We start from the raw sequence: 18,280 nt of genomic DNA on the forward strand, positions 1-18,280 counted from the left end.
CATACGTTTGCCCTGGCGCAGAAGCGCCGGGGCGGAATGTCGTTGGTGACCCCGCTACAACGGAGAACACAATGCATTCCTTGAACGATTATTCCTCGGCGATCCAAATGCGCTCTGATCGGTGGAGCGCATTGAGAGAGGCGACTTCCGCCCTCACGCGCGATCCCAAACCTGCCGAAAAGAACAGGCTGACCAAGTCCGCCAGGGAGCTGTTTGCCTCGCTGGCGATGGTCGAACCTTATTGGGCCTTTCCGGGCATGGCCGCCTTCGAGCATATGCGCAGGCAGCTCGAACATGAAAAATTCGAAGATGTCGCATTTGCGATCAACCGGGTGACCCGGGCGCTGACCACAGGGGCCTACAGGCGGCGGCATATCCCGCTGGAACGCGACAGCATCGACCAGGACGAACATGACGACGAGGCCATGCTGCCGCCAGAGGCGCGCGCGCTGGCCAAGCCATATTTCGAGGTTCTGATCGTCGACAACGTGAACGAACATCAGGAACGCTGGCTCAAGGCGAACATGGCCCGCATGCGGCGCAGCGAGGACCCTTTCATCTATGAAGCGGTTGTCGTGCCAAGCATCGAGGACGCGCTGATCGCGGTGATGTTCAACCACAACATTCAGGCGATTGTCGTGCGGCCCGGTCTGACGCTGAAATCCTCGATGGATCTGCAGATCCTGACGCGCTACCTGGCCCGTGCCGGCGGGCGCAAGGAAATCAGCGCGCTGTCGCCCGAGGTCTACGGCCCCGAATTGTGCCGGATGATCGCCAAGGTGCGCCCGGAACTGGATGCTTATCTGGTCACCGAACGTTCGGTCGAAGACATCGCAGGCCTGGATCTGGGAATCTGTCGCCGGGTTTTCTACAATCAGGAAGACTTCATGGAGCTGCACCTGAACATCCTGCGGGGTGTGCAGTCGCGGAACAAATCCCCCTTCTTCACGGCGTTGGTTGAATACTCCAAGCAACCCACCGGCGTTTTTCACGCCATGCCGATCAGCCGGGGAAAGTCCATTTCCCGGTCGCACTGGATCCAGGACATGGGGGCGTTCTATGGGCCGAACATCTTCCTGGCGGAAACCTCTGCCACCTCGGGTGGGCTGGACAGCCTGTTGGAACCGCATGGACCCATCAAGGAAGCACAGGAACTTGCCGCGCGGGCATTCGGGTCAAAACAGACCTTCTTTGCCACCAACGGCACATCGACCTGCAACAAGATCGTTGTGCAGGCGCTGATCAAGCCCGGTGATATCGTCCTGGTCGACCGCGACTGCCACAAGTCGCACCATTACGGCATGGTGCTGGCGGGCGCGCAGGTCTGCTATCTGGATAGCTACCCGCTCAACAAATACTCGATGTATGGCGCGGTGCCGCTGCATGACATCAAGCGGCAATTGCTCGAACTGAAGGCCGCGGGCAAGCTGGACAAGGTGCGCATGCTGCTTTTGACCAACTGCACCTTTGACGGGCTGGTCTATAACGTCGAACGCGTGATGGAGGAATGTCTGGCGATCAAGCCTGACCTGATCTTCCTCTGGGACGAGGCATGGTTCGCCTTTGCCCGTTTCAGCCCGACGTACCGGCAGCGGACGGCGATGAATGCCGCCAACGTGCTGCGTGAAAAGCTGCGCTCTGACGAGCATGCGCAGCAATATGCAGCCCAGCAGGCAAAGCTGGAGAATGCCGATGTCGAGAAATTGCTGAAAACCCGTCTGATCCCGCCACCCAATGCGCGGGTGCGGGCCTATGCCACGCAGTCCACGCACAAGACGCTGACCTCGTTGCGGCAAGGGTCGATGATTCACGTCAACGATCAGGACTTCAAAGGCGAAGTGGAGCAATCCTTCCACGAAGCCTATATGACGCATACCTCGACCTCGCCCAACTACCAGATCATCGCGTCGCTGGATGTGGGCCGGCGACAGGTCGAACTGGAAGGCTTTGAATTTGTCCAGCGACAGGTCGAAGCCGCGATGTCGATGCGCCGGGCCATTTCCGAGCATCCTCTGTTAACCAAATATTTCAAGATTTTGACGGCCGGGGACATGATCCCGGAAGCCCACCGCGAAAGCGGCGTGACCAGCTATTTCGACACCCAGCAAGGCTGGACCGATATGTGGGATTGCTGGGAGAACGACGAATTCGCCCTTGATCCCACGCGGGTGACACTGGCGGTCGGCGGCACGGGCTGGGACGGTGACACGTTCAAGACCGAGATCCTGATGGATAAATACGGCATCCAGATCAACAAGACCTCGCGCAATACCGTGTTGTTCATGACCAATATTGGCACCACGCGGTCCTCTGTCGCCTATCTGATCGAGGTTTTGGTGGAGATCGCCAAGAGCCTGGATGAGCGTCTGGATGATGCCAGCCGGATGGAGCGTCTGTCCTTCGACAAGCGGGTCACCAACCTGATGGAGCATTACCCGCCGCTGCCTGACTTCAGCCGCTTCCACGATGCCTTCCGCGCTGCGCAGGACACGCCGGAGGGGGATATCCGCACGGCGTATTACCTCAGCTACGACGATGAGAACTGCGACTACCTTGAGCTTGATGGCTCGCTCAAGGATGCGATGAAAGAGGGCAAGACGCTGGTCTCCGCCAGCTTCATCATCCCCTATCCACCGGGTTTCCCGATCCTTGTCCCCGGACAGGTGATCTCTGAGGAAATTCTTGATTTCATGCGCGCTTTGGATGTCAGCGAAATCCATGGCTACCGGCCCGATCTGGGCCTGCGTGTGTTTACCCAAAAGGCATTGGATGGCGTCAGCGCCAACCGGCTTGCTGCAACTTCGGACTAAGGAAAAGGACCAATACCATGGCTACTATTCTCAAGAATATCTCTGAAATCCGCCGGTTCTTTCACCGGAACGAAGACCCCGTCTATTTCATCTCGGCGACGAACTTCAACCTTCTGGGCCTGGACGAATGGGTGAAGAATTTCAAATACATCTGCTATATTGACTGCTACGGCGGCAAGCACCCGAACGTGTTCTGCCCTTCCGAGCAGCCGCATGCGGAATTCCAGTCCATCGAAGACATCAACAACTACCTGTTGCAGCACAAGGAAGTCATCGACTTCATCAAGCGGCGTGGCGGCAAGCCCAAGTTCGTTTTCCTGATGTTCGACGAGGAAACCGAACGCCTTTCCAAGGAGCTGGGCGCGACGGTCTGGTTCCCGAAAGCCAAGCTGCGCACCGCGATGGACAACAAGATCGAGACCGTCCGCATCGGCAACAAGGCCGGGGTGCCATCGGTGCCCAACGCCTTGTCGGAGGTGAAGGACTACGACCACCTCAAGAAGATCTGCGAGAAGGAAAACCTGGGCCACGACCTGGTGCTGCAATCGGCCTTTGGCGACAGTGGGCACACGACGTTCTTCATCAAGTCCGAAGCCGATTTCCGCCGCCACGAGAGCGAGATCGTGGGCCAGGGCGAGATCAAGATCATGAAGCGGATCGACTGCCGTGGATCGGCGATCGAGGCCTGCGCCACCAAGGAGGGCACGATCGTCGGCCCGCTGATGACGGAACTGGTCGGTTTCAAGGAACTGACCCCCTATCGCGGCGGCTGGTGTGGCAACGAGATCCTCGCCACTGCGTTCCCGCCCAAGGTGCGGGAGAAGGCGCGGGACCTGACCTTCAAATTCGGTGAGCAGCTGCGGAAGGAAGGCTATCGCGGTTATTTCGAACTCGATTTCCTGATCGACAAGAAGACCGGCGATCTTTGGCTGGGCGAGTTGAATCCACGCATCACCGGCGCGTCCTCGATGACGAACCACGCTGCCTTTGCCCATGCGGATGCGCCTTTGTTCCTGTTCCACCTTCTTGAATTTTCCAAGAAGAAGTTCGACCTTGATGTGGATGAGCTGAACAGCCGCTGGGCCGATCCGGAGATGATCGACGGCTGGTCGCAGATGGTGATCAAACATACCGAAGACAGTGTGGACATCTGCACGGCGTCGCCGGAAACCGGCATCTACAAGATGCTGGAAGACGGGCGCGTGGTCTTTGACCGCTTCGACTATCACCGGCGTGCCGTCGAATCGGAGAACGAGGCCTTCTTCCTGCGCATCCTGCAACCCGGCGATTATCGTTACGAAGGAGCGGATATCGGCATCCTCGTGACGCGTGGCCGGTCGATGACAAAAAGTTTCCAGTTGAACGAGCGCGCGAAAAAGTGGATTCACGGGATCAAAAGCGGCGTGGACGGCAAACCCCTGCCGACCGCCCAGGCCGGTCCGGAACTGTCAGACCCGGCTTTCAAGATCCTGTAATGTAACTTTCACCCCTGAAAGGCTGCGATGTACTGGCGCGCACTTGATATCGAAATGCCCGGATCGAAATGGTCCGGGCTTTTCGCCGAATATTGGCCTGACTACCGTAACTGGTGGCTCAAGGAAGGTGCGTCTGCCCGGCCGACCTATTCGGAGTGCAGGCGCGCCCTGGGTCAACATATGCCCGAGATGCTGCCGCTTTACGACGACCTTTGCGCGCTTGCGGGCGGTGGCGACAATGCCGCGCGGTTTCTCAGCTTCTACAACCCGCCGCCTTACCTTTCGGGCTGTTCGCAGGCGATCTGGGCCGGCAAGGAGCCGGTCATGGTGCGCAACTATGACTACAACCCGAATGCATTTGACCAGCTGGTCCTGCGGACCAACTGGCAGGGCCGCAGGGTCATGGGAACCTCGGACGGGCTTTGGGGGCTGGTCGATGGCGTGAACGATGCCGGGCTGGCAATTTCGCTCACCTTCGGTGGCCGGCGGATTGTCGGGCAGGGCTTTGGCGTGCCGCTGATCCTGCGCTATGTCCTGCAGACCTGTACAACCACGGATGAGGCGACGGCGGTTCTGGCGCGGGTGCCCACCCATATGAGCTATAATGTGACCGTGCTGGACAGGAAGCGTAAGTATGCGACCGCCATGATGGGCCCGGACCGCGAGGCGCTGATCACCCGCGCAGCCGTGGCAACAAACCATCAGGAGAACGTGGAATGGGTCAGCCATGCCAGGTTCACGGCAACGGTCGAACGCGAGCGGTTCCTGCTGCAACGCCTGCGGCTGCACAAGGATCCCGAAGAGAAATTCATCAATGCATTTCTGAAGCCGCCGCTTTATTCGACGGCCTTCAATGCCGGGTTCGGCACGCTTTATACGGCGGTCTACCGGCCGCGGAAGCGCGAAATGGAGCTGCGTTGGCCCGGCACGACCTGGGCGTTGTCGCTGAGTGATTTCACCGAAGGCGCGCGCGAAGTGCTTTTGCCGGGCGCCGCGTGACCCGCCGGAAAGCGCGCTGACAGACCTCTGGCAAAGGTTCACAGACGCTTTTAACCAGAAATGGCCCCGCCCAAGGTGGAGCGGGGCCATGGTCGCAGGGCTCAGCCTCCGGGGTTACGCAGGTCTATGCCGCCTTGCGCTCGTGTTTGCCTTCCTCGATTTCTTCGACGATCTTGGCGACGAAAGCGTCCAGGTCGCCGGGCTGGCGGCTGGTCACGATGCCCTGATCGGCAACGACTTCGCTGTCTTCCCAAAGCGCACCGGCATTTTTCATGTCGGTGGATATTGACCCATAGGACGTTGCCTTGCGGCCTTTGATGATACCGGCCTCGATTAGCAGCCAGGGTGCGTGACATATGGCGGCAACCACTTTGCCGGCGTCGGCGAAGTCTCGGATCAGTTTCACGGCATCATGATTGACCCGCAGCAGATCGGGGTTGATCTGGCCGCCGGGCAGGACAATCGCATCGTAGCTCTGGATATCCACGTCCGAGAGGGCAAGATCGGCGGGCACCGTATTGCCCCAGTCATCTGCATCCCAACCCTTGATGTCCGCGCCGTCCGGTGTCGCCACATGAACCGTGGCGCCTTTCGCCCGCAGGTCATCACGCGGCTTCTCCAGTTCGGATTGTTCAAAACCATTGGTGGCCAGGATCAGGATGCTGGCGTTGTTGATCTGTGTCATTTGGTGAATCCTCGATTGAGTGGCGTTTCGCCGTAAGAACGCCCGCAACTGGCTGTTGTTCCACCATGGCGCGAGGGGCGGCAGAAAACCGCACCTGACATCTGTCGTGAAAATAGGCGTGTAATGCCGCCAAACCTTCCTATATCAATCGCTTATGAAGGACACAGTCGAACCCATGACGCGCACGCCGCTGGACGAACTGATTGTTTGTCCGCAATGCGACGCCGTCTATCACCTCAAACGGCCCCGCGTGGGAGAGCGTGCGCAGTGCCAGCGATGCCATAAGGTATTGATTGCGCCCAGGAAGAACGCCGGGCTGCGCATTATTGCCGTCGCGCTTGCGGTTCTGGTCCTAATCATCGGGGCGGCCGTGTTTCCCTTTCTGTCGATTGATGCGGCGGGCACGCAAAATGCTGTTTCGGTGCTGGATGCGGCGCTGGCCTTTTCCGGTGGACCGATGATCTTTCTGTCGCTGGCCACGGCGGGGCTGATCATCATCGTGCCGCTGCTGCGCGCCTGCCTCACGCTTTATGTCCTTGTGCCCGTGGTGCTGGACCGCGACCCGGCCCCGCATGCCATGCAGGCGTTCCGCCTGTCAGAGGCGCTGCGCCCCTGGTCCATGGCAGAGATTTTCGCGATCGGCTGTGCGGTTGCGCTGGTCAAGGTTTCGGATCTGGCCCATGTCGGATTTGGCCCCGCTTTCTGGATGTTCGGCATCCTCGTTGTGCTTGTCATCGCGCAGGACAGCTTTATGTGTAAATGGTCTGTATGGAACTCACTGGAAAACCCCAGAACGTCGTCAGCGCCAAGGACCTGAACCTTGTTGCCTGCACACGATGCGCGAAGGTCTGGCCGGTTTCGGCCAGCACATGCGGGCGTTGTGGTCACAAGCTGGTGTCGCGCGATTCCCAAAGCCTGAGCCGCGTCTGGGCGCTGTGGGTGATCGGGTTCATGTGCTACATCCCCGCCAACATCTTTCCGATGCTGAAAACCCGCACCCTGTTTCAGGAGGAGGACAGCACCATCATCGGCGGCGCGGTCGAACTGGCGCATTACGGCAACTTCGGAATCGCGGCGATCATCATCTTCGCCTCCGTCTTTATCCCGCTGGGGAAATTCTGGGCGGTGGCCTATCTTGCGATCAGCATCAAGGCCGGTTCCCGGATCAGCATGAACCGCCGGCAGATGATGTATGAGGTGGTCGAATACATCGGTCGCTGGTCGATGATCGACATATTTGTCGTTGCGATTATGTCCGCATTGGTGCAACTCAAGACACTGGCGTCCATAAATCCCGGCCCGGCGAGCATATTTTTTGCATTGTCGGTGATTTTCACGATGCTGTCAGCGCAAGCTTTCGATTCCCGGTTGATCTGGGATGCGCAAGTCAAGGATGGGGGTCCAGGACGCGATGAATGACGAGTTGCCGGATGTATCGGTATCACCTGTGCGCAAGGTTTTTTTCAGCGGTGCGTCCTTTATCTGGATCCTGCCGATCCTGGCACTGGTGGTTGCACTGGGTGTTGCCTGGCAATCCTACAATGCCCGTGGTCCGCTGATCATCGTCGAGTTCGAGAATGGCGCAGGTATCAAGGCAGGCGAAACAGAGCTGAAATACCGCGACATCACGGTGGGCAAAGTCGAAAACGTCGGCTTTACCGAAGGTCTGGGAAAAGTGGTCGCCTCCATCCGTGTGGACAAGGACGTGGCACCCTATATCGACAGTTCCTCGGTGTTCTGGATTGTCCAGCCCGAGGTGACGGCCCAGGGCATTACCGGGCTGTCCACGGTGCTGAGCGGCGTGCATATCGAAGGGTCATGGGATGACCAGATCGGTACGTCGACGGAACGGTTTGTCGGCGCGGCAGAGCCGCCGCTGATCCGGTCGGGCCAGGCGGGGCTTGAAATTGCCTTTCGCACCGTGGCCAATGGCCAGCTGACCGACAACGCGCCGATCCTGTTCAAGGGGATCGAAGTTGGTCGCGTCGGACGTGCCAAGATTGCTCCGCGCGGCAATTACGCCATCGTCGAGGCGCTGATATTCGAAGAACACAGATCACTTGTGAATGAAAATACGCGGTTCTGGGATGCCTCCGGGTTCAGTGTTAACATCGGCCCCTCAGGCGCCGAGATCGACTTTTCTTCGCTGGCTACCCTTGTTGGCGGCGGCGTCACTTTCGACACTTTCGTCTCTGGCGGCGGCCGGGTGCAGGATGGGTCCGTGTTCGAGATTTACCCGGATAAGGAATCCGCGCGCAATTCGCTTTTCAATGCGTCCGAGGTCGATCCGCTGAAACTGAGCGTGGTCTTTGAGGACAATATATCCGGCCTTGCGGTCGGGGCGCCGGTTGAAATGTCGGGCCTCAAAATTGGCGAGGTTGAGGCCTTGTCAGGTGTCGTGGACTACGATGTCTATGGCGACAGCCGGGTCCGTCTGAGCGTGAATATCTCGGTCCAGCCGGCGCGATTGGGCCTGCCCGGGGAGGTGACGGCGCAAACCGCTCTGGCCTTCCTCAAAGAGCGTGTGGCCACCGGCCTGCGAGCGCGGCTTGCATCAGCAAGCCTGCTGACCGGCGGGCTCAAGATCGAATTCGTGGATGTGCCGGACGCAACCGAAGCGCAGCTTGTCAGCGAAAACGGGATGTCGCCGCAGATGCCGACCACCGAAAGTGAAGTGTCGGATGCCGCTGCGACGGTTGAAGGGGTGTTTAACCGCATCAACAGCCTGCCGATCGAGGAGTTGCTGAATTCTGCGATCACCTTCCTCGACTCTGCCGAGGCGCTGGTTTCCGATCAGGCCCTGCGCGAAACACCGCAGGATGTACGCAACCTGCTGGCCGAAATTCAGGGCCTTGTCGCTTCTGAAGACGTGCGCAATATTCCGGTGGCCCTGAACGCAACTCTCAAGCGGATCGAGACTCTGGTTGCCGAGCTGGAGGAACAGCAGCTGTCGGCCAAGCTGGTCGCTGCCATCGACACGGTTGCCGATACCGCGGATTCGGTTTCCACGTCGATTGAAGGGGTTCCCGACCTGATCAACGACATTCGTGCCGTGGCACAGAAGGCCGAAGCGCTGAAGGTAGAAGAACTGATCACCGAAGTGACCGCATTGGTCGATACGGCAGAGGCTGTTATCGGATCGGAAGAAGCCGCAGCGCTGCCTGTTGCCCTGAAAGATGCGGTGGATCAGGTGAACGCGACCTTGAAGGAGCTGCGTGACGGCGGTGCGGTTCGTGATCTGAACCAGACGCTTGCCTCTGCCCGTCAGGCCGCCGCCAATGTCGCAACGGCAACGAACGACCTGCCGGAGATTTCCGCCAAGATCAGCAAGGTTCTGGATGATGCGGCCAAGGCAACCGATGCGGTCAATTCTTCCGTGGCCGGTGTGCCGCAGCTGATTGCCCGGTTCGAGGCGGTTGCGAACAAGGCCGAGTCTCTGGAAGTCGAAGAACTGCTGTCCGAGCTCACAACCCTGACGCGGACGGCGGATGAGCTGATCGGTACCGAAGACGCCAAGGCGCTGCCGGGATCGTTGAAGCGGGCGCTGGACGAGGTCAACTATACCTTGCAAGAACTGCGTGAAGGCGGGGCGATCAACAATGTGAACCAGACATTGGCCTCCGCACGGAATGCAGCGGACAATATCGCAGTGACGGCACGGGACCTGCCGCAGATCATGGAACGGTTGACAGGGTTGTTTGCCCAGGCCAGCCGGACCATCCAGGGCTATGACAAGGGCGATCAACTGAGCCGCACGGCCCAGGATACGCTGCGCGACATTCAAAAGGCTGCCGATGCGCTGACCTCGCTGGCGCGGGCGATTGAACGTAACCCCAATTCTCTTTTGCTGGGAAGATAACAGATGGTATTTGTACAACGCGCACTGGGCTTCGGCCTGATCCTGATCCTGGCAGCCTGTGGTGGCAATGCGACCCGCTTTGCGGTCAATACCCCCGCAGTGACGCAAAGTGAGCGCATTGCCTTTGCCTCTGTCGAAGTGCGCGATGTCTCTTTGCCCAGCTATGCCGCATCTGATGAAATCGCTGTTCAGGCCGCAGACGGGACGCTTACCAGCTCCTCTGATGTCCTTTGGGCCGATGCGCCGGAGCGCGCGATCGCGCTGGAGCTGAGCCAGAACCTTGCCCGGATGACGGGGCGCCGCATCGCATCGGAACCCTGGCCCTTCCAGGCCTTTCCCGATGCACGGCTTGAGGTGCGTTTTGCCGATCTGGTGGCCATGTCTTCGGGATCATTCCGCGCGTCGGGGCAGTATTTCGTCGCCGTGCTGGACGGCGGGCGGGAACGCTCCGGGTTGTTCGACCTGAGCGTGGCTTTCGATCCGGCCGGTGGCCCGGGGGCCATCGCCGCAGCGCGGGGGCAGCTGATCCTGGATCTTGCACGTTTCATCGCGCGCGACGGGATGAAATAGGGTTTTTCCCGGAAAGAGACCCGGCCATCGACGGTCTGTATTGAACGATCAGTAGATCGCCATGTAGCGGATGATGATTGGTGTCAGGGTGATCAGAAACAGCGCCGGCAGCATCAGCACCGACATCACGCCGGACATCTGGACAGGAAGCTTGTTGGCCTTCTCCTGCGCCGCCAGTTCGCGCATCTGGCGCATCTCGATGGCATATGTCTTGAGCGCAGTCGTCAGGCTGGTGCCGAACTGCAGGGATTGGGCGATCACCAGGGCAAAGGAGCGCGCCTCGTCAATGCCCATCCGTTCGGCCATGTCGAACAGGGCGCTTTCCCGGTCCCGCCCGGCCTGAATTTCAAGTTGAAGCAGCAGAAATTCATAGGCAATTTCCGGGGCCACGCCCCCCAGCTCGTTGCCGACACGGTTGATTGCAGCGTCAAAACCCAGCCCCGCCTCGACCGAAATCTGCACGAGATCCAGAGCGTTGGGGAAAGCCTTGGAGATCTTGTCCTTGCGGGCCTTGATCCGGGAATAGAGCCACATGCCCGGCCCATAGAAACCGACACCCGCCCCGATGGCGGCAACCTGCAAAAGCCGGAGTTTCGAGGTCGCTTCGATCTTGTCGGCGAGGAACAGGGGCAACAGGCCGCCCTGCGCCAGAAAGATCGCGGCAAAGACGGCGACCGGCGGGGCCAGGGCAAGGCACAGCCGCACAAAGAAGAAAATCTCGACTGAATCCGCACGCTCGAAGCCGACCTTGGCAAGTTGAAACCGGATTTGCGCCCGTTCGGAGGGATCTTCGGGTATCAGTGCCTTTTTCAGCCCGCGCGGGGCGGATTCCTTGCCCTTGGTTAGGGTTGATTTGCCTTCGTTCATGGCTGCGGACAGGCTGCGCATCCGCGCCGCTGAATGATCGCGGGTCTGGATCAGGCCATAGGCGGCAAACAACAGCATCGCAAACCCCCCGAGCGCGGCGAGCATGATCAGCGTCTGCGGTGACCCATACAGGGTTGCGTCGGTGAGGGTGGATGCGGTCAGCATGAGATGCCCTAAATCTTGAAGGTTACGAGTTTGCGCAGTGCCAGAAAATTGGCCAGGACAAGGGCAATGATGGTTATGGCGATGGGCTGGTACATCGGGTCGTCACTGATTGCGCCATAGTAGTCCGGTGCCGTGTAAGATGTGATACCGTAGATCAGCACAGGCAACGCCGAGAGCACATAGGCCGACATGCGCCCCTCGGAAGAGATCGCCTTGACGCGGCGCCGCATCACGATGCGGTCGCGGACGACCTTGGCAAGCGTGCCCAGCATATCGGCCAGGTTGCCGCCCGTGCCGTGCTGGATGCGGATCGAAACGGCCAGATATTCGACATCCTCCTGGCCCACGCGATCCGCGAGATCGGTGAAGGCATCGGTCAAGTAGTCGCCATGGCTGACCTGTTCGGCCAGTTGGCGGAATTCGGCACCAATCGGGTCCGGCATGGTCCGTCCGACATTGGCGATGGTGGCGCTGACCGGATGGCCAATCCGCAGCCCGCGCATCATCAGGTCAAGCGCATCGGGCAATTGGTGGGTCAGGGCATCGACCCGTTTCGCATGGCGTTTCTGCAGAAAGGATTTCACCATGAACACCGAGGCGATGACCCCGGCGGGATAGGCCACAACTGCGCTCAACCGCAGTGACAGTGCAAAGCCCAGCCCCAGGGCCAGCACCGCGATTGCGACCAGGATAAGGGGCTCCTTGCCTTCCAGCCCCGCGCGGCGCACCAGAAGGGCCGGATCACCGATCAGCGGAATGGACCGGCCGGTGGGCCGCCGGATTTGTTTGCGAACCATGGCCTCGGCGATGCCATGGCCTGTCCTGGGACGCATCTTTTTCAGCCGCTTTGCCGCGGTCCGCTCCTGTGCATTCTCTGGGGCAAAGATCATCCTGAACGCCACGATTGCCAGCAGCAGGATGCCTGCACCGGCCAGATACCAGATCAGCGTCAGAGAGCTGTCGATGGGCATCATGCCACCTCGTCCATCATCGAAAAGGCATCGGTCGCCAGTTTGACACCGGAAGACATCAGCGCCTCAAAGCAGCGGGGGCGGACACCTGTCGCCATCATCCGACCTTTGACATTGCCGTCGTCATCGACACCCATCTTCTTGAAAACGAAAATGTCCTGCATCATCACGGTGTCGCCTTCGAGGCCGACAATCTCCGAGATGCTGGTGACCTTGCGGCGCCCGTCCGACAGGCGGTTCAGCTGCAAGACCAGCTGCAGGCCGGCAGCAATCTGCGACCGGACCGCCTGCATCGGAAAATCGCCGCCGACCATGGTGACCATCTGTTCCAACCGGCTGATCGCATCGCGGGCGGTGTTGGCGTGGATCGTGGTCATCGACCCGTCATGGCCCGTGTTCATCGCCTGCAACATGTCAAAGGCTTCATTGCCGCGGACCTCGCCGACCATGATCCGGTCCGGGCGCATCCGCAGCGCGTTGATCAGCAGATCCCGCTGGGTGATGCGGCCCGTGCCTTCGGCATTTGCCGGGCGGGTTTCAAGGCGGACGACATGTTCCTGCTGCAACTGCAGTTCGGCTGCGTCTTCGATTGTCACCATCCGGTGGCGCGGGTCGATGAACGCGGACAATGCATTCAGCATCGTTGTCTTGCCCGATCCGGTGCCGCCCGAGATCAAGATATTCATGCGGCCCTTCACGGCGGCTTCCAGGAACAGCGCTGCGGGTTTGGACAGCGCACCATGCTCCAGCAGCTTGTCCATGTGCAGCGGGGTGCGGGAGAACTTGCGGATCGACAGGCTTGGCCCGTCGATGGCGCAGGGGCGGATGATCGCGTTCACGCGGCTGCCGTCCTCAAGACGGGCATCAACCCAGGGCTGGCTTTCGTCGATGCGGCGACCCACGCTTGATACGATCTTGTCAATGATCCGCAGCAGGTGGCGCTCGTCCCGGAAATGCACATCCGTCCGTTCCAGCAGACCGCGCCGTTCGACAAAGACCTTGTCGGTGCCGTTGACGAGAATATCGCTGATCGTGGGGTCTGCCAGCAGCGGTTCCAGCGGGCCCAGGCCCAGCACTTCGTCCAGCAGTTCATCCATCAGCGCCTGGAAGGCGGCGGATGGCATCTGCTGGCCCCGGTCCTGCAGGAACTGCGCGGAAAGACCGGAGATTTCATGCCGCAGATCGGATTTGCTGACCTTATCCAATACGGTCAGGTTCAACTGCTCCAGCAGCAAGGTGTGAAGTTCGGTTTTCAAGCCATTGTTCGGGTCCGCAACCGGCCTTGCCACGGGCCGTTCCTCGGGCTCGGGGCGCGGTTGGCGCGATGCCGGTGCGGCGGAAGGCGGTGTTGTCTTGGCGGGCCTGGAGGAGGCGTTGAAGGATTTGAACATTTGCTTATCCTTTCCGGGTGGCGGCAAAGAGCGTTTTGTGCAGGCCTGCCATCGCCTTGGCCGGTGCGGAGCGTTTGGCGCTGGTGATCAGTGGCGTGCCAAGGTCAATGGCGCGCTTGGCCGCGCGGGCATCGGTGGGTATCCAATAGAGCAGCGGGCGACCGATCAGCTGCGCCGCTTCCTTTTGTGCTTCGCTGGTGACCAGCGGTTTTTTCTCAAAGTTCATCACAACCTTGATCGGCAGGGTCATATGTTCTTCGGCGATCAGGTTGATCAGCCGACGCGTCCGCTTGACCGAGGGCAGGGACATATCCGCAACCACCAGAACGCGGGATGCGTTGGCCAGAACCGGATCCATCCAGTCGACAATCGTTTGCGGCATGTCGATGATGACATGATCATAACGGGACCTGAGCGCGCTCATCAGGGTGATCATGTCCTCGGGGCCGATTGCCGAAAGCGGCGCAAAGATATCGGGTGCGGTCAGCACATCGACCCCACTTGCGTGGCGCACCATCGCCTTGTCCAGGAAGGCGGCGTCAGGCGTGGCATTGCCCTGGACAAATCGGGCCGCTTCTTCGGAATCGGGCAGGTCCAGCATCAGGGCGATGGCACCGTTCTGAATATCCAGATCAACCAATGCGGTCTTGCCTGCTTCGCTGCCCTTGGCGAGGGATGCTGCGAGGTTGACCGCGATGGTTGATGCGCCCGCCCCCCCGCGGGCCCGCAACATGACGGTCACGTCACCGTGGCCCTTTGCGATCATGTGAGGGGCCGCTTCGGTTTCGGCCGGGGCAGAAGCAGTCGGCGCGATTGCCGGTGTTTCGGGTGCGGGGGTTGCCGCCTGCGGCTCCGGTTCGGCTGTCGGATCGGTCTGCTGCAGTTTCATCACCAGCAGATCCTGCACACCGGCGTCTTTCAGCGCCGCCCGGGTGTCGTCCGCCAATGCGCGGGTGGATACGGCGATGAACTGCGGCACCGTAAGGATGTCCTGCATTCTTGCCAGGGCGGCAATATCCGCCTCCGGGTCGTCGCTGACCTCAAAGGCGATGATGTCGATCTTGCCCAGATCCATTTCAACGGACCGAAGCACGGAAGCCAGATCCCCCTGCACAATTGTTCCGTCCACGCCTGGGTCCTGCCCCATCTCATCGCTCAGGTTCTGGCCCAGCTCGGGGGTCTGAACGGCGATGATAACCTTCGTGCGATGCGCATGTCCCAGGCTGCTCTGCTCCGCGACGGCGGCTGCAACCTGTTGTTCGATGTCATGATGGGCGATGGTCATGGGAGGATTCCTAGTTAATGGATTCTGCGGGCAGGGATGCGCTCATGGCGGGAAAGGTGAACCCTTCCCCCAGCGTGCTGCCGCTGGAATTGCTGGCGAAATCCGCCAGCGCGCCGAGGGGCGAAATGAAATCGAACCGAAGCGAGGCCAGTTCGACAGTGACAATCGGCGTATAGGCCGCCGCAACGCGGTTGAGGCTGCGATCATAAGTGTAGCTGAAGCGCAGGTTTTCAGGCTTTGCGGTGTTGGGCAGCAGCGGTCTGACCCGGCTCCAGATCAACTGCGCGGTCGGATTGTCCAGCGAGCCATTGCAGGAAATGGTGCCGACATCCTGGCACAGACCGGTGCGGGCGGTGCAGGAGGTCCCGTTGGGCAGGTCCAGCGACACGACGCCGACCAGCCCGCGCTGATTGACCCGTGGCACATCCGGGCAGGCGGGCGCGCGCACAACGGCCATCCGCACCGCTTTCTCTGTCGCCTTTTCCGCCATCACGTTGGAAAACCCCAGACGGGCAAAGTCGATCAATGCGAAAATCATGAAGATGAAGATGCTCAGCACCACGGCGAATTCGACCAGCGTCGCGCCCTCCTCTTCGCGGGCGAACCGGGGCAGGTTTATCCTGGCAAGCAGTCTCAAAGGCCCAGGATCCTTGTGCTGTCCGTGACCTGTGCATTGACGGATTTCGCGGTGATGCCCGCCAGTTTGAACAGCGAGGCGAAGGGCACGCCGATCTGCAGGCTGGCGCTGACGGTGGCCACGCCGGTGATGCCACCCCGAAAGCCGGAATTCTGACAGCTCAGGCTGGCGCTGACACCGCTGATAGAGACAGCGCGGGGAAACATGCCTTCGCCCGACTGGCTGGTGCGCACGATCTCGGTCAGCTTGTCGTCCCAGACACTGATCGAGCCGCCGTTCAGGCACACGTCATGATCCACGACCCGGCTGAGGTAGCGGGTTGCGTCGCGCACGCCGGTGATCGTGGTCTGGTAGGACCAATAGGTGCGCGTGCCCTCGACACAGAGGCCGACGCACAGGAACAAAGTGGGCAGGAGCATCGCAAATTCGACCAGCGCCGCGCCGTTTTCATCGCGCCAGAAGCTGTGGAGGCTGCGGATCATTCAACCAACCTCACCACATCGACAACTTCGGTATCCAGGTTCCCGCCACCGCAGTTTCCACCAAGGCAGGCGGTAATTTCTACGTTGAGCAATCCGTTTTCGGCAGGACCAAGGGTGAAGACCTCAAAGAATTGCTGCACCGGTGGCACGGTCACGGCGGCATCCAGCTCTGCCGACAGGCAATCAATGCCTGCCACAACCATCAAACGGCGTTTGATGTCCTTGTTTGCTTGGGGGGCGCACATGCGGGGCTCGGATGCGATGCCACCCAACAGGCCGCCGACAGCACCCAGCAGGGGGGTGCCTTCCATTTCTATGGCAGCTTCGATTTCAGCCTGGTAGAACTCAAACCGCGTCTGCGCCTCTGGGTGGGGGTCTTCGCCGCCGTAATGCGCTTCGATATAGGCGGTGCGCCCGGCATCCCAGACGCCGTTTCCCTGCACTGAACACCCGCCCGTGGCAAGGCAATCGTCGGTCGGAAGGCCGATGTCGTCATTGCCAAGGCCAAGCAGGTTGCCCACCGGCAGGCAGAGCCCGGCTGCGTTCAGCAGACCGGTCAGCACATTGGGCGCGGCGCTGAAGTTGGGGTTGTTCTGGAAACCCGACGCGATACCGCTGAACTTGTCGAACCGTGTGTTGATAGCATCGGCCAGATCATTGGCGGAAACATCGGCGGTGATATGCAACCCACCGCCACCGGCGCAGGCTGTTTCAGGCTGACGCGCGGCCAGCAGGCAAGCGGCAAGGCTCTTGCCCAGGAGGCCCGCACAGATTTGCAGCCCGTCGAGGGAATCAGTCAAAGTGTGCACCGCTCTGAGCTGGCCGGGGATCAGGCGGCTGACGTTCACGTCCAGCTTGACCTCCAGTGTCTTGCCGATGTTGGAGGCGGCGTCGAAATCGACGGCGGGCAGGCACATGGCGACAGGGGCCACGTTGCAGGCCTCAAGCGAAAATCCCGCGACCCCGCTGGCGGAAGCGCTGCTGTCGGGTGTTTCTTCACCGGTGAGGGAGCTGAAGGCGGCTGTAACGGCGGCCCTGACATCACGGTCGCGGATACGGGCTTCGACAAAGCGGGCGGCATAGCTGTTGGTGGTTTCGAGCGCGGCTGAGCGCTGGAACTTGCCGTCTGAGCCGGGTTTGTAGAACACCAGCGTCACGTCATTTGCGAAATCCAGCGCGCGTGCGCCGTCGCCAAAGGTCTGCGAATCGCTGATCAGGCTGGAAGCGGCTGAAGTGGCACGGGCAATCGAATCGGCTTTTCCATCAAGCTCTGCGGCTGCGGCAAGGCTGACGCTGTCAGCATAGGATTGCAGTTCGGATTGGGTTGCCGCCAGGCGGCCCACGTCAAAGATCAGGCCGAAGAAGCCCAGAATCATGACGACGCAAACGGCCCAAAGCAAAAGCACGCCCCCGTGCTCGTTCTTGCGAAAGCGTTGGAGTGTCGCAGCCGGAGTCATTGGGAGGCACCTTCGTTAAATCGTTAAACATTCCTTACGGAAGGGGTGGGGCGCGCCAATCCGGGCGGAAACTGACCGTGATTGGCGCGACTCGTAAATATCGTCAGGTTGGAAGCGTATTGTCGTTAGTCCGACGTAGGTGCAGGCTCGTTCAAGGCATCCTTCGCCTCGCTGAACTTGGAATTGACATCGCCACCCAGTGTCAGCAGGGCGCCAGCACCGACGCTGACGGCGATGCCCAGTGCGATACCGTATTCAACAAGGGTCGCGCCTTCGTCACAGCTTTGCAGCCGGGCGATCAGTTTTTTCAGGGTATTCGTCATCTACTTGGTTCCTTTAAAAGTGGCCGAAACTGGCCGAAATCATTATGGCCCGCGGTCCATTTGGGCCGTCGATGAAAGGATATTTACCCAAGCTTATTGGTTAACACATCGTTCAGGACGATGAGTGTTCAAGGCCATTTCGGGGCTGTTCTGCCCAGAATGGGGTGATTTCGCGTTCCAATAGGGGCCTGCGGTGCAAGGAAACCACGATACTATATAAGCAGCAGAATTGCCGACTTTTACGGGCGCACCTTCCCAATTTTCGCCACATTCTGATGGTCGATGGGGCAAACACCCCGTCTAA

Annotated in this window: 16 protein-coding genes; 7 read left to right on the forward strand and 9 right to left on the reverse strand. The window is 60.1% G+C overall.

Annotation, left to right across the window (positions count from 1 at the left end; translation table 11 throughout):
• Window positions 1-71 precede the first annotated feature (71 nt).
• The 3 genes from PVW51_RS03350 to PVW51_RS03360 are packed head-to-tail and all read left to right on the forward strand — an operon-like array spanning window position 72 to window position 5,284.
• On the forward strand, window positions 72-2,810 hold the full coding sequence (locus PVW51_RS03350; protein WP_269362490.1) for an aminotransferase class I/II-fold pyridoxal phosphate-dependent enzyme: 2,739 nt from the start codon (window positions 72-74) through the stop codon (window positions 2,808-2,810).
• 17 nt (window positions 2,811-2,827) lie between these two features.
• The gene (locus PVW51_RS03355; RefSeq protein WP_114273916.1) at window positions 2,828-4,285 is read left to right on the forward strand and encodes a biotin carboxylase; all 1,458 of its coding nucleotides are present in this window, start codon (window positions 2,828-2,830) and stop codon (window positions 4,283-4,285) included.
• Between the two features lie 27 nt (window positions 4,286-4,312).
• Window positions 4,313-5,284: a C45 family autoproteolytic acyltransferase/hydolase gene (locus PVW51_RS03360; RefSeq protein WP_114273915.1), complete on the forward strand. Its 972-nt coding sequence runs from the start codon at window positions 4,313-4,315 to the stop codon at window positions 5,282-5,284.
• Window positions 5,285-5,408: 124 nt separating this feature from the next.
• Here PVW51_RS03360 and PVW51_RS03365 read toward each other — a convergent pair whose 3' ends face one another.
• The gene (locus PVW51_RS03365) at window positions 5,409-5,969 is read right to left on the reverse strand and encodes a type 1 glutamine amidotransferase domain-containing protein (RefSeq protein ID WP_269362491.1); all 561 of its coding nucleotides are present in this window, start codon (window positions 5,967-5,969) and stop codon (window positions 5,409-5,411) included.
• A gap of 154 nt (window positions 5,970-6,123) precedes the next feature.
• Here PVW51_RS03365 and PVW51_RS03370 point away from each other — a divergent pair, with 154 nt between their 5' ends.
• Genes PVW51_RS03370 through PVW51_RS03385 form a run of 4 tightly spaced genes read left to right on the forward strand, consistent with a single transcriptional unit; the run spans window position 6,124 to window position 10,398 of the window.
• Window positions 6,124-6,786 (forward strand): paraquat-inducible protein A, encoded by a 663-nt coding sequence (locus PVW51_RS03370; protein ID WP_269362493.1) that lies wholly within the window; start codon window positions 6,124-6,126, stop codon window positions 6,784-6,786.
• Window positions 6,729-7,388: a paraquat-inducible protein A gene (locus PVW51_RS03375; RefSeq protein WP_269362494.1), complete on the forward strand. Its 660-nt coding sequence runs from the start codon at window positions 6,729-6,731 to the stop codon at window positions 7,386-7,388. The genes PVW51_RS03370 and PVW51_RS03375 overlap by 58 nt, the downstream gene beginning before the upstream one ends.
• The gene (locus PVW51_RS03380) at window positions 7,381-9,828 is read left to right on the forward strand and encodes a PqiB family protein (RefSeq protein WP_274573609.1); all 2,448 of its coding nucleotides are present in this window, start codon (window positions 7,381-7,383) and stop codon (window positions 9,826-9,828) included. The genes PVW51_RS03375 and PVW51_RS03380 overlap by 8 nt, the downstream gene beginning before the upstream one ends.
• A gap of 3 nt (window positions 9,829-9,831) precedes the next feature.
• Window positions 9,832-10,398 carry a PqiC family protein gene (locus PVW51_RS03385; RefSeq protein WP_274573610.1) on the forward strand — a complete coding sequence of 189 codons (567 nt, stop codon included), beginning with the start codon at window positions 9,832-9,834 and terminating at the stop codon, window positions 10,396-10,398.
• A gap of 48 nt (window positions 10,399-10,446) precedes the next feature.
• Here the strand turns inward: PVW51_RS03385 and PVW51_RS03390 are convergent, their stop codons facing one another.
• The 8 genes from PVW51_RS03390 to PVW51_RS03425 form a co-directional block, all read right to left on the reverse strand.
• A complete protein-coding gene (locus PVW51_RS03390) occupies window positions 10,447-11,430 on the reverse strand; it encodes a type II secretion system F family protein (RefSeq protein ID WP_274573611.1) in 984 nt (327 codons plus the stop codon).
• 8 nt (window positions 11,431-11,438) lie between these two features.
• Window positions 11,439-12,401: a type II secretion system F family protein gene (locus PVW51_RS03395; protein ID WP_274573612.1), complete on the reverse strand. Its 963-nt coding sequence runs from the start codon at window positions 12,399-12,401 to the stop codon at window positions 11,439-11,441.
• A complete protein-coding gene (locus PVW51_RS03400; protein ID WP_274573613.1) occupies window positions 12,401-13,792 on the reverse strand; it encodes a CpaF family protein in 1,392 nt (463 codons plus the stop codon). Before PVW51_RS03400 ends, PVW51_RS03395 begins: the two co-directional genes overlap by 1 nt.
• A gap of 4 nt (window positions 13,793-13,796) precedes the next feature.
• Window positions 13,797-15,077, reverse strand: a complete 1,281-nt coding sequence (locus PVW51_RS03405; protein ID WP_274573614.1) for an AAA family ATPase — start codon at window positions 15,075-15,077, stop codon at window positions 13,797-13,799.
• Window positions 15,078-15,087: 10 nt separating this feature from the next.
• The gene (locus tag PVW51_RS03410; RefSeq protein ID WP_274573615.1) at window positions 15,088-15,714 is read right to left on the reverse strand and encodes a TadE/TadG family type IV pilus assembly protein; all 627 of its coding nucleotides are present in this window, start codon (window positions 15,712-15,714) and stop codon (window positions 15,088-15,090) included.
• A complete protein-coding gene (locus PVW51_RS03415; RefSeq protein ID WP_274573616.1) occupies window positions 15,711-16,196 on the reverse strand; it encodes a TadE/TadG family type IV pilus assembly protein in 486 nt (161 codons plus the stop codon). Before PVW51_RS03415 ends, PVW51_RS03410 begins: the two co-directional genes overlap by 4 nt.
• Complete coding sequence (locus PVW51_RS03420) at window positions 16,193-17,653, reverse strand: TadE/TadG family type IV pilus assembly protein (RefSeq protein ID WP_274573617.1); 1,461 nt, start codon at window positions 17,651-17,653, stop codon at window positions 16,193-16,195. The genes PVW51_RS03415 and PVW51_RS03420 overlap by 4 nt, the downstream gene beginning before the upstream one ends.
• 125 nt (window positions 17,654-17,778) lie before the next feature.
• A complete protein-coding gene (locus tag PVW51_RS03425) occupies window positions 17,779-17,976 on the reverse strand; it encodes a Flp family type IVb pilin (protein ID WP_274573618.1) in 198 nt (65 codons plus the stop codon).
• Between the last annotated feature and the right edge of the window lie 304 nt (window positions 17,977-18,280).

Origin of the sequence: Sulfitobacter sp. PR48 (assembly GCF_028807335.1) — a bacterium.
In the GTDB taxonomy this organism is placed as follows: domain Bacteria; phylum Pseudomonadota; class Alphaproteobacteria; order Rhodobacterales; family Rhodobacteraceae; genus Sulfitobacter.

Coding starts and splice junctions, on each gene's coding strand:
- PVW51_RS03350 (WP_269362490.1), top strand. CDS start 72: ATGCATTCCTTGAACGATTATTCCTCGGCGATCCAAATGCGCTCTGAT.
- PVW51_RS03355 (WP_114273916.1), top strand. CDS start 2,828: ATGGCTACTATTCTCAAGAATATCTCTGAAATCCGCCGGTTCTTTCAC.
- PVW51_RS03360 (WP_114273915.1), top strand. CDS start 4,313: ATGTACTGGCGCGCACTTGATATCGAAATGCCCGGATCGAAATGGTCC.
- PVW51_RS03365 (WP_269362491.1), bottom strand. CDS start 5,969: ATGACACAGATCAACAACGCCAGCATCCTGATCCTGGCCACCAATGGT.
- PVW51_RS03370 (WP_269362493.1), top strand. CDS start 6,124: ATGAAGGACACAGTCGAACCCATGACGCGCACGCCGCTGGACGAACTG.
- PVW51_RS03375 (WP_269362494.1), top strand. CDS start 6,729: ATGGTCTGTATGGAACTCACTGGAAAACCCCAGAACGTCGTCAGCGCC.
- PVW51_RS03380 (WP_274573609.1), top strand. CDS start 7,381: ATGAATGACGAGTTGCCGGATGTATCGGTATCACCTGTGCGCAAGGTT.
- PVW51_RS03385 (WP_274573610.1), top strand. CDS start 9,832: ATGGTATTTGTACAACGCGCACTGGGCTTCGGCCTGATCCTGATCCTG.
- PVW51_RS03390 (WP_274573611.1), bottom strand. CDS start 11,430: ATGCTGACCGCATCCACCCTCACCGACGCAACCCTGTATGGGTCACCG.
- PVW51_RS03395 (WP_274573612.1), bottom strand. CDS start 12,401: ATGCCCATCGACAGCTCTCTGACGCTGATCTGGTATCTGGCCGGTGCA.
- PVW51_RS03400 (WP_274573613.1), bottom strand. CDS start 13,792: ATGTTCAAATCCTTCAACGCCTCCTCCAGGCCCGCCAAGACAACACCG.
- PVW51_RS03405 (WP_274573614.1), bottom strand. CDS start 15,077: ATGACCATCGCCCATCATGACATCGAACAACAGGTTGCAGCCGCCGTC.
- PVW51_RS03415 (WP_274573616.1), bottom strand. CDS start 16,196: ATGATCCGCAGCCTCCACAGCTTCTGGCGCGATGAAAACGGCGCGGCG.
- PVW51_RS03420 (WP_274573617.1), bottom strand. CDS start 17,653: ATGACTCCGGCTGCGACACTCCAACGCTTTCGCAAGAACGAGCACGGG.
- PVW51_RS03425 (WP_274573618.1), bottom strand. CDS start 17,976: ATGACGAATACCCTGAAAAAACTGATCGCCCGGCTGCAAAGCTGTGAC.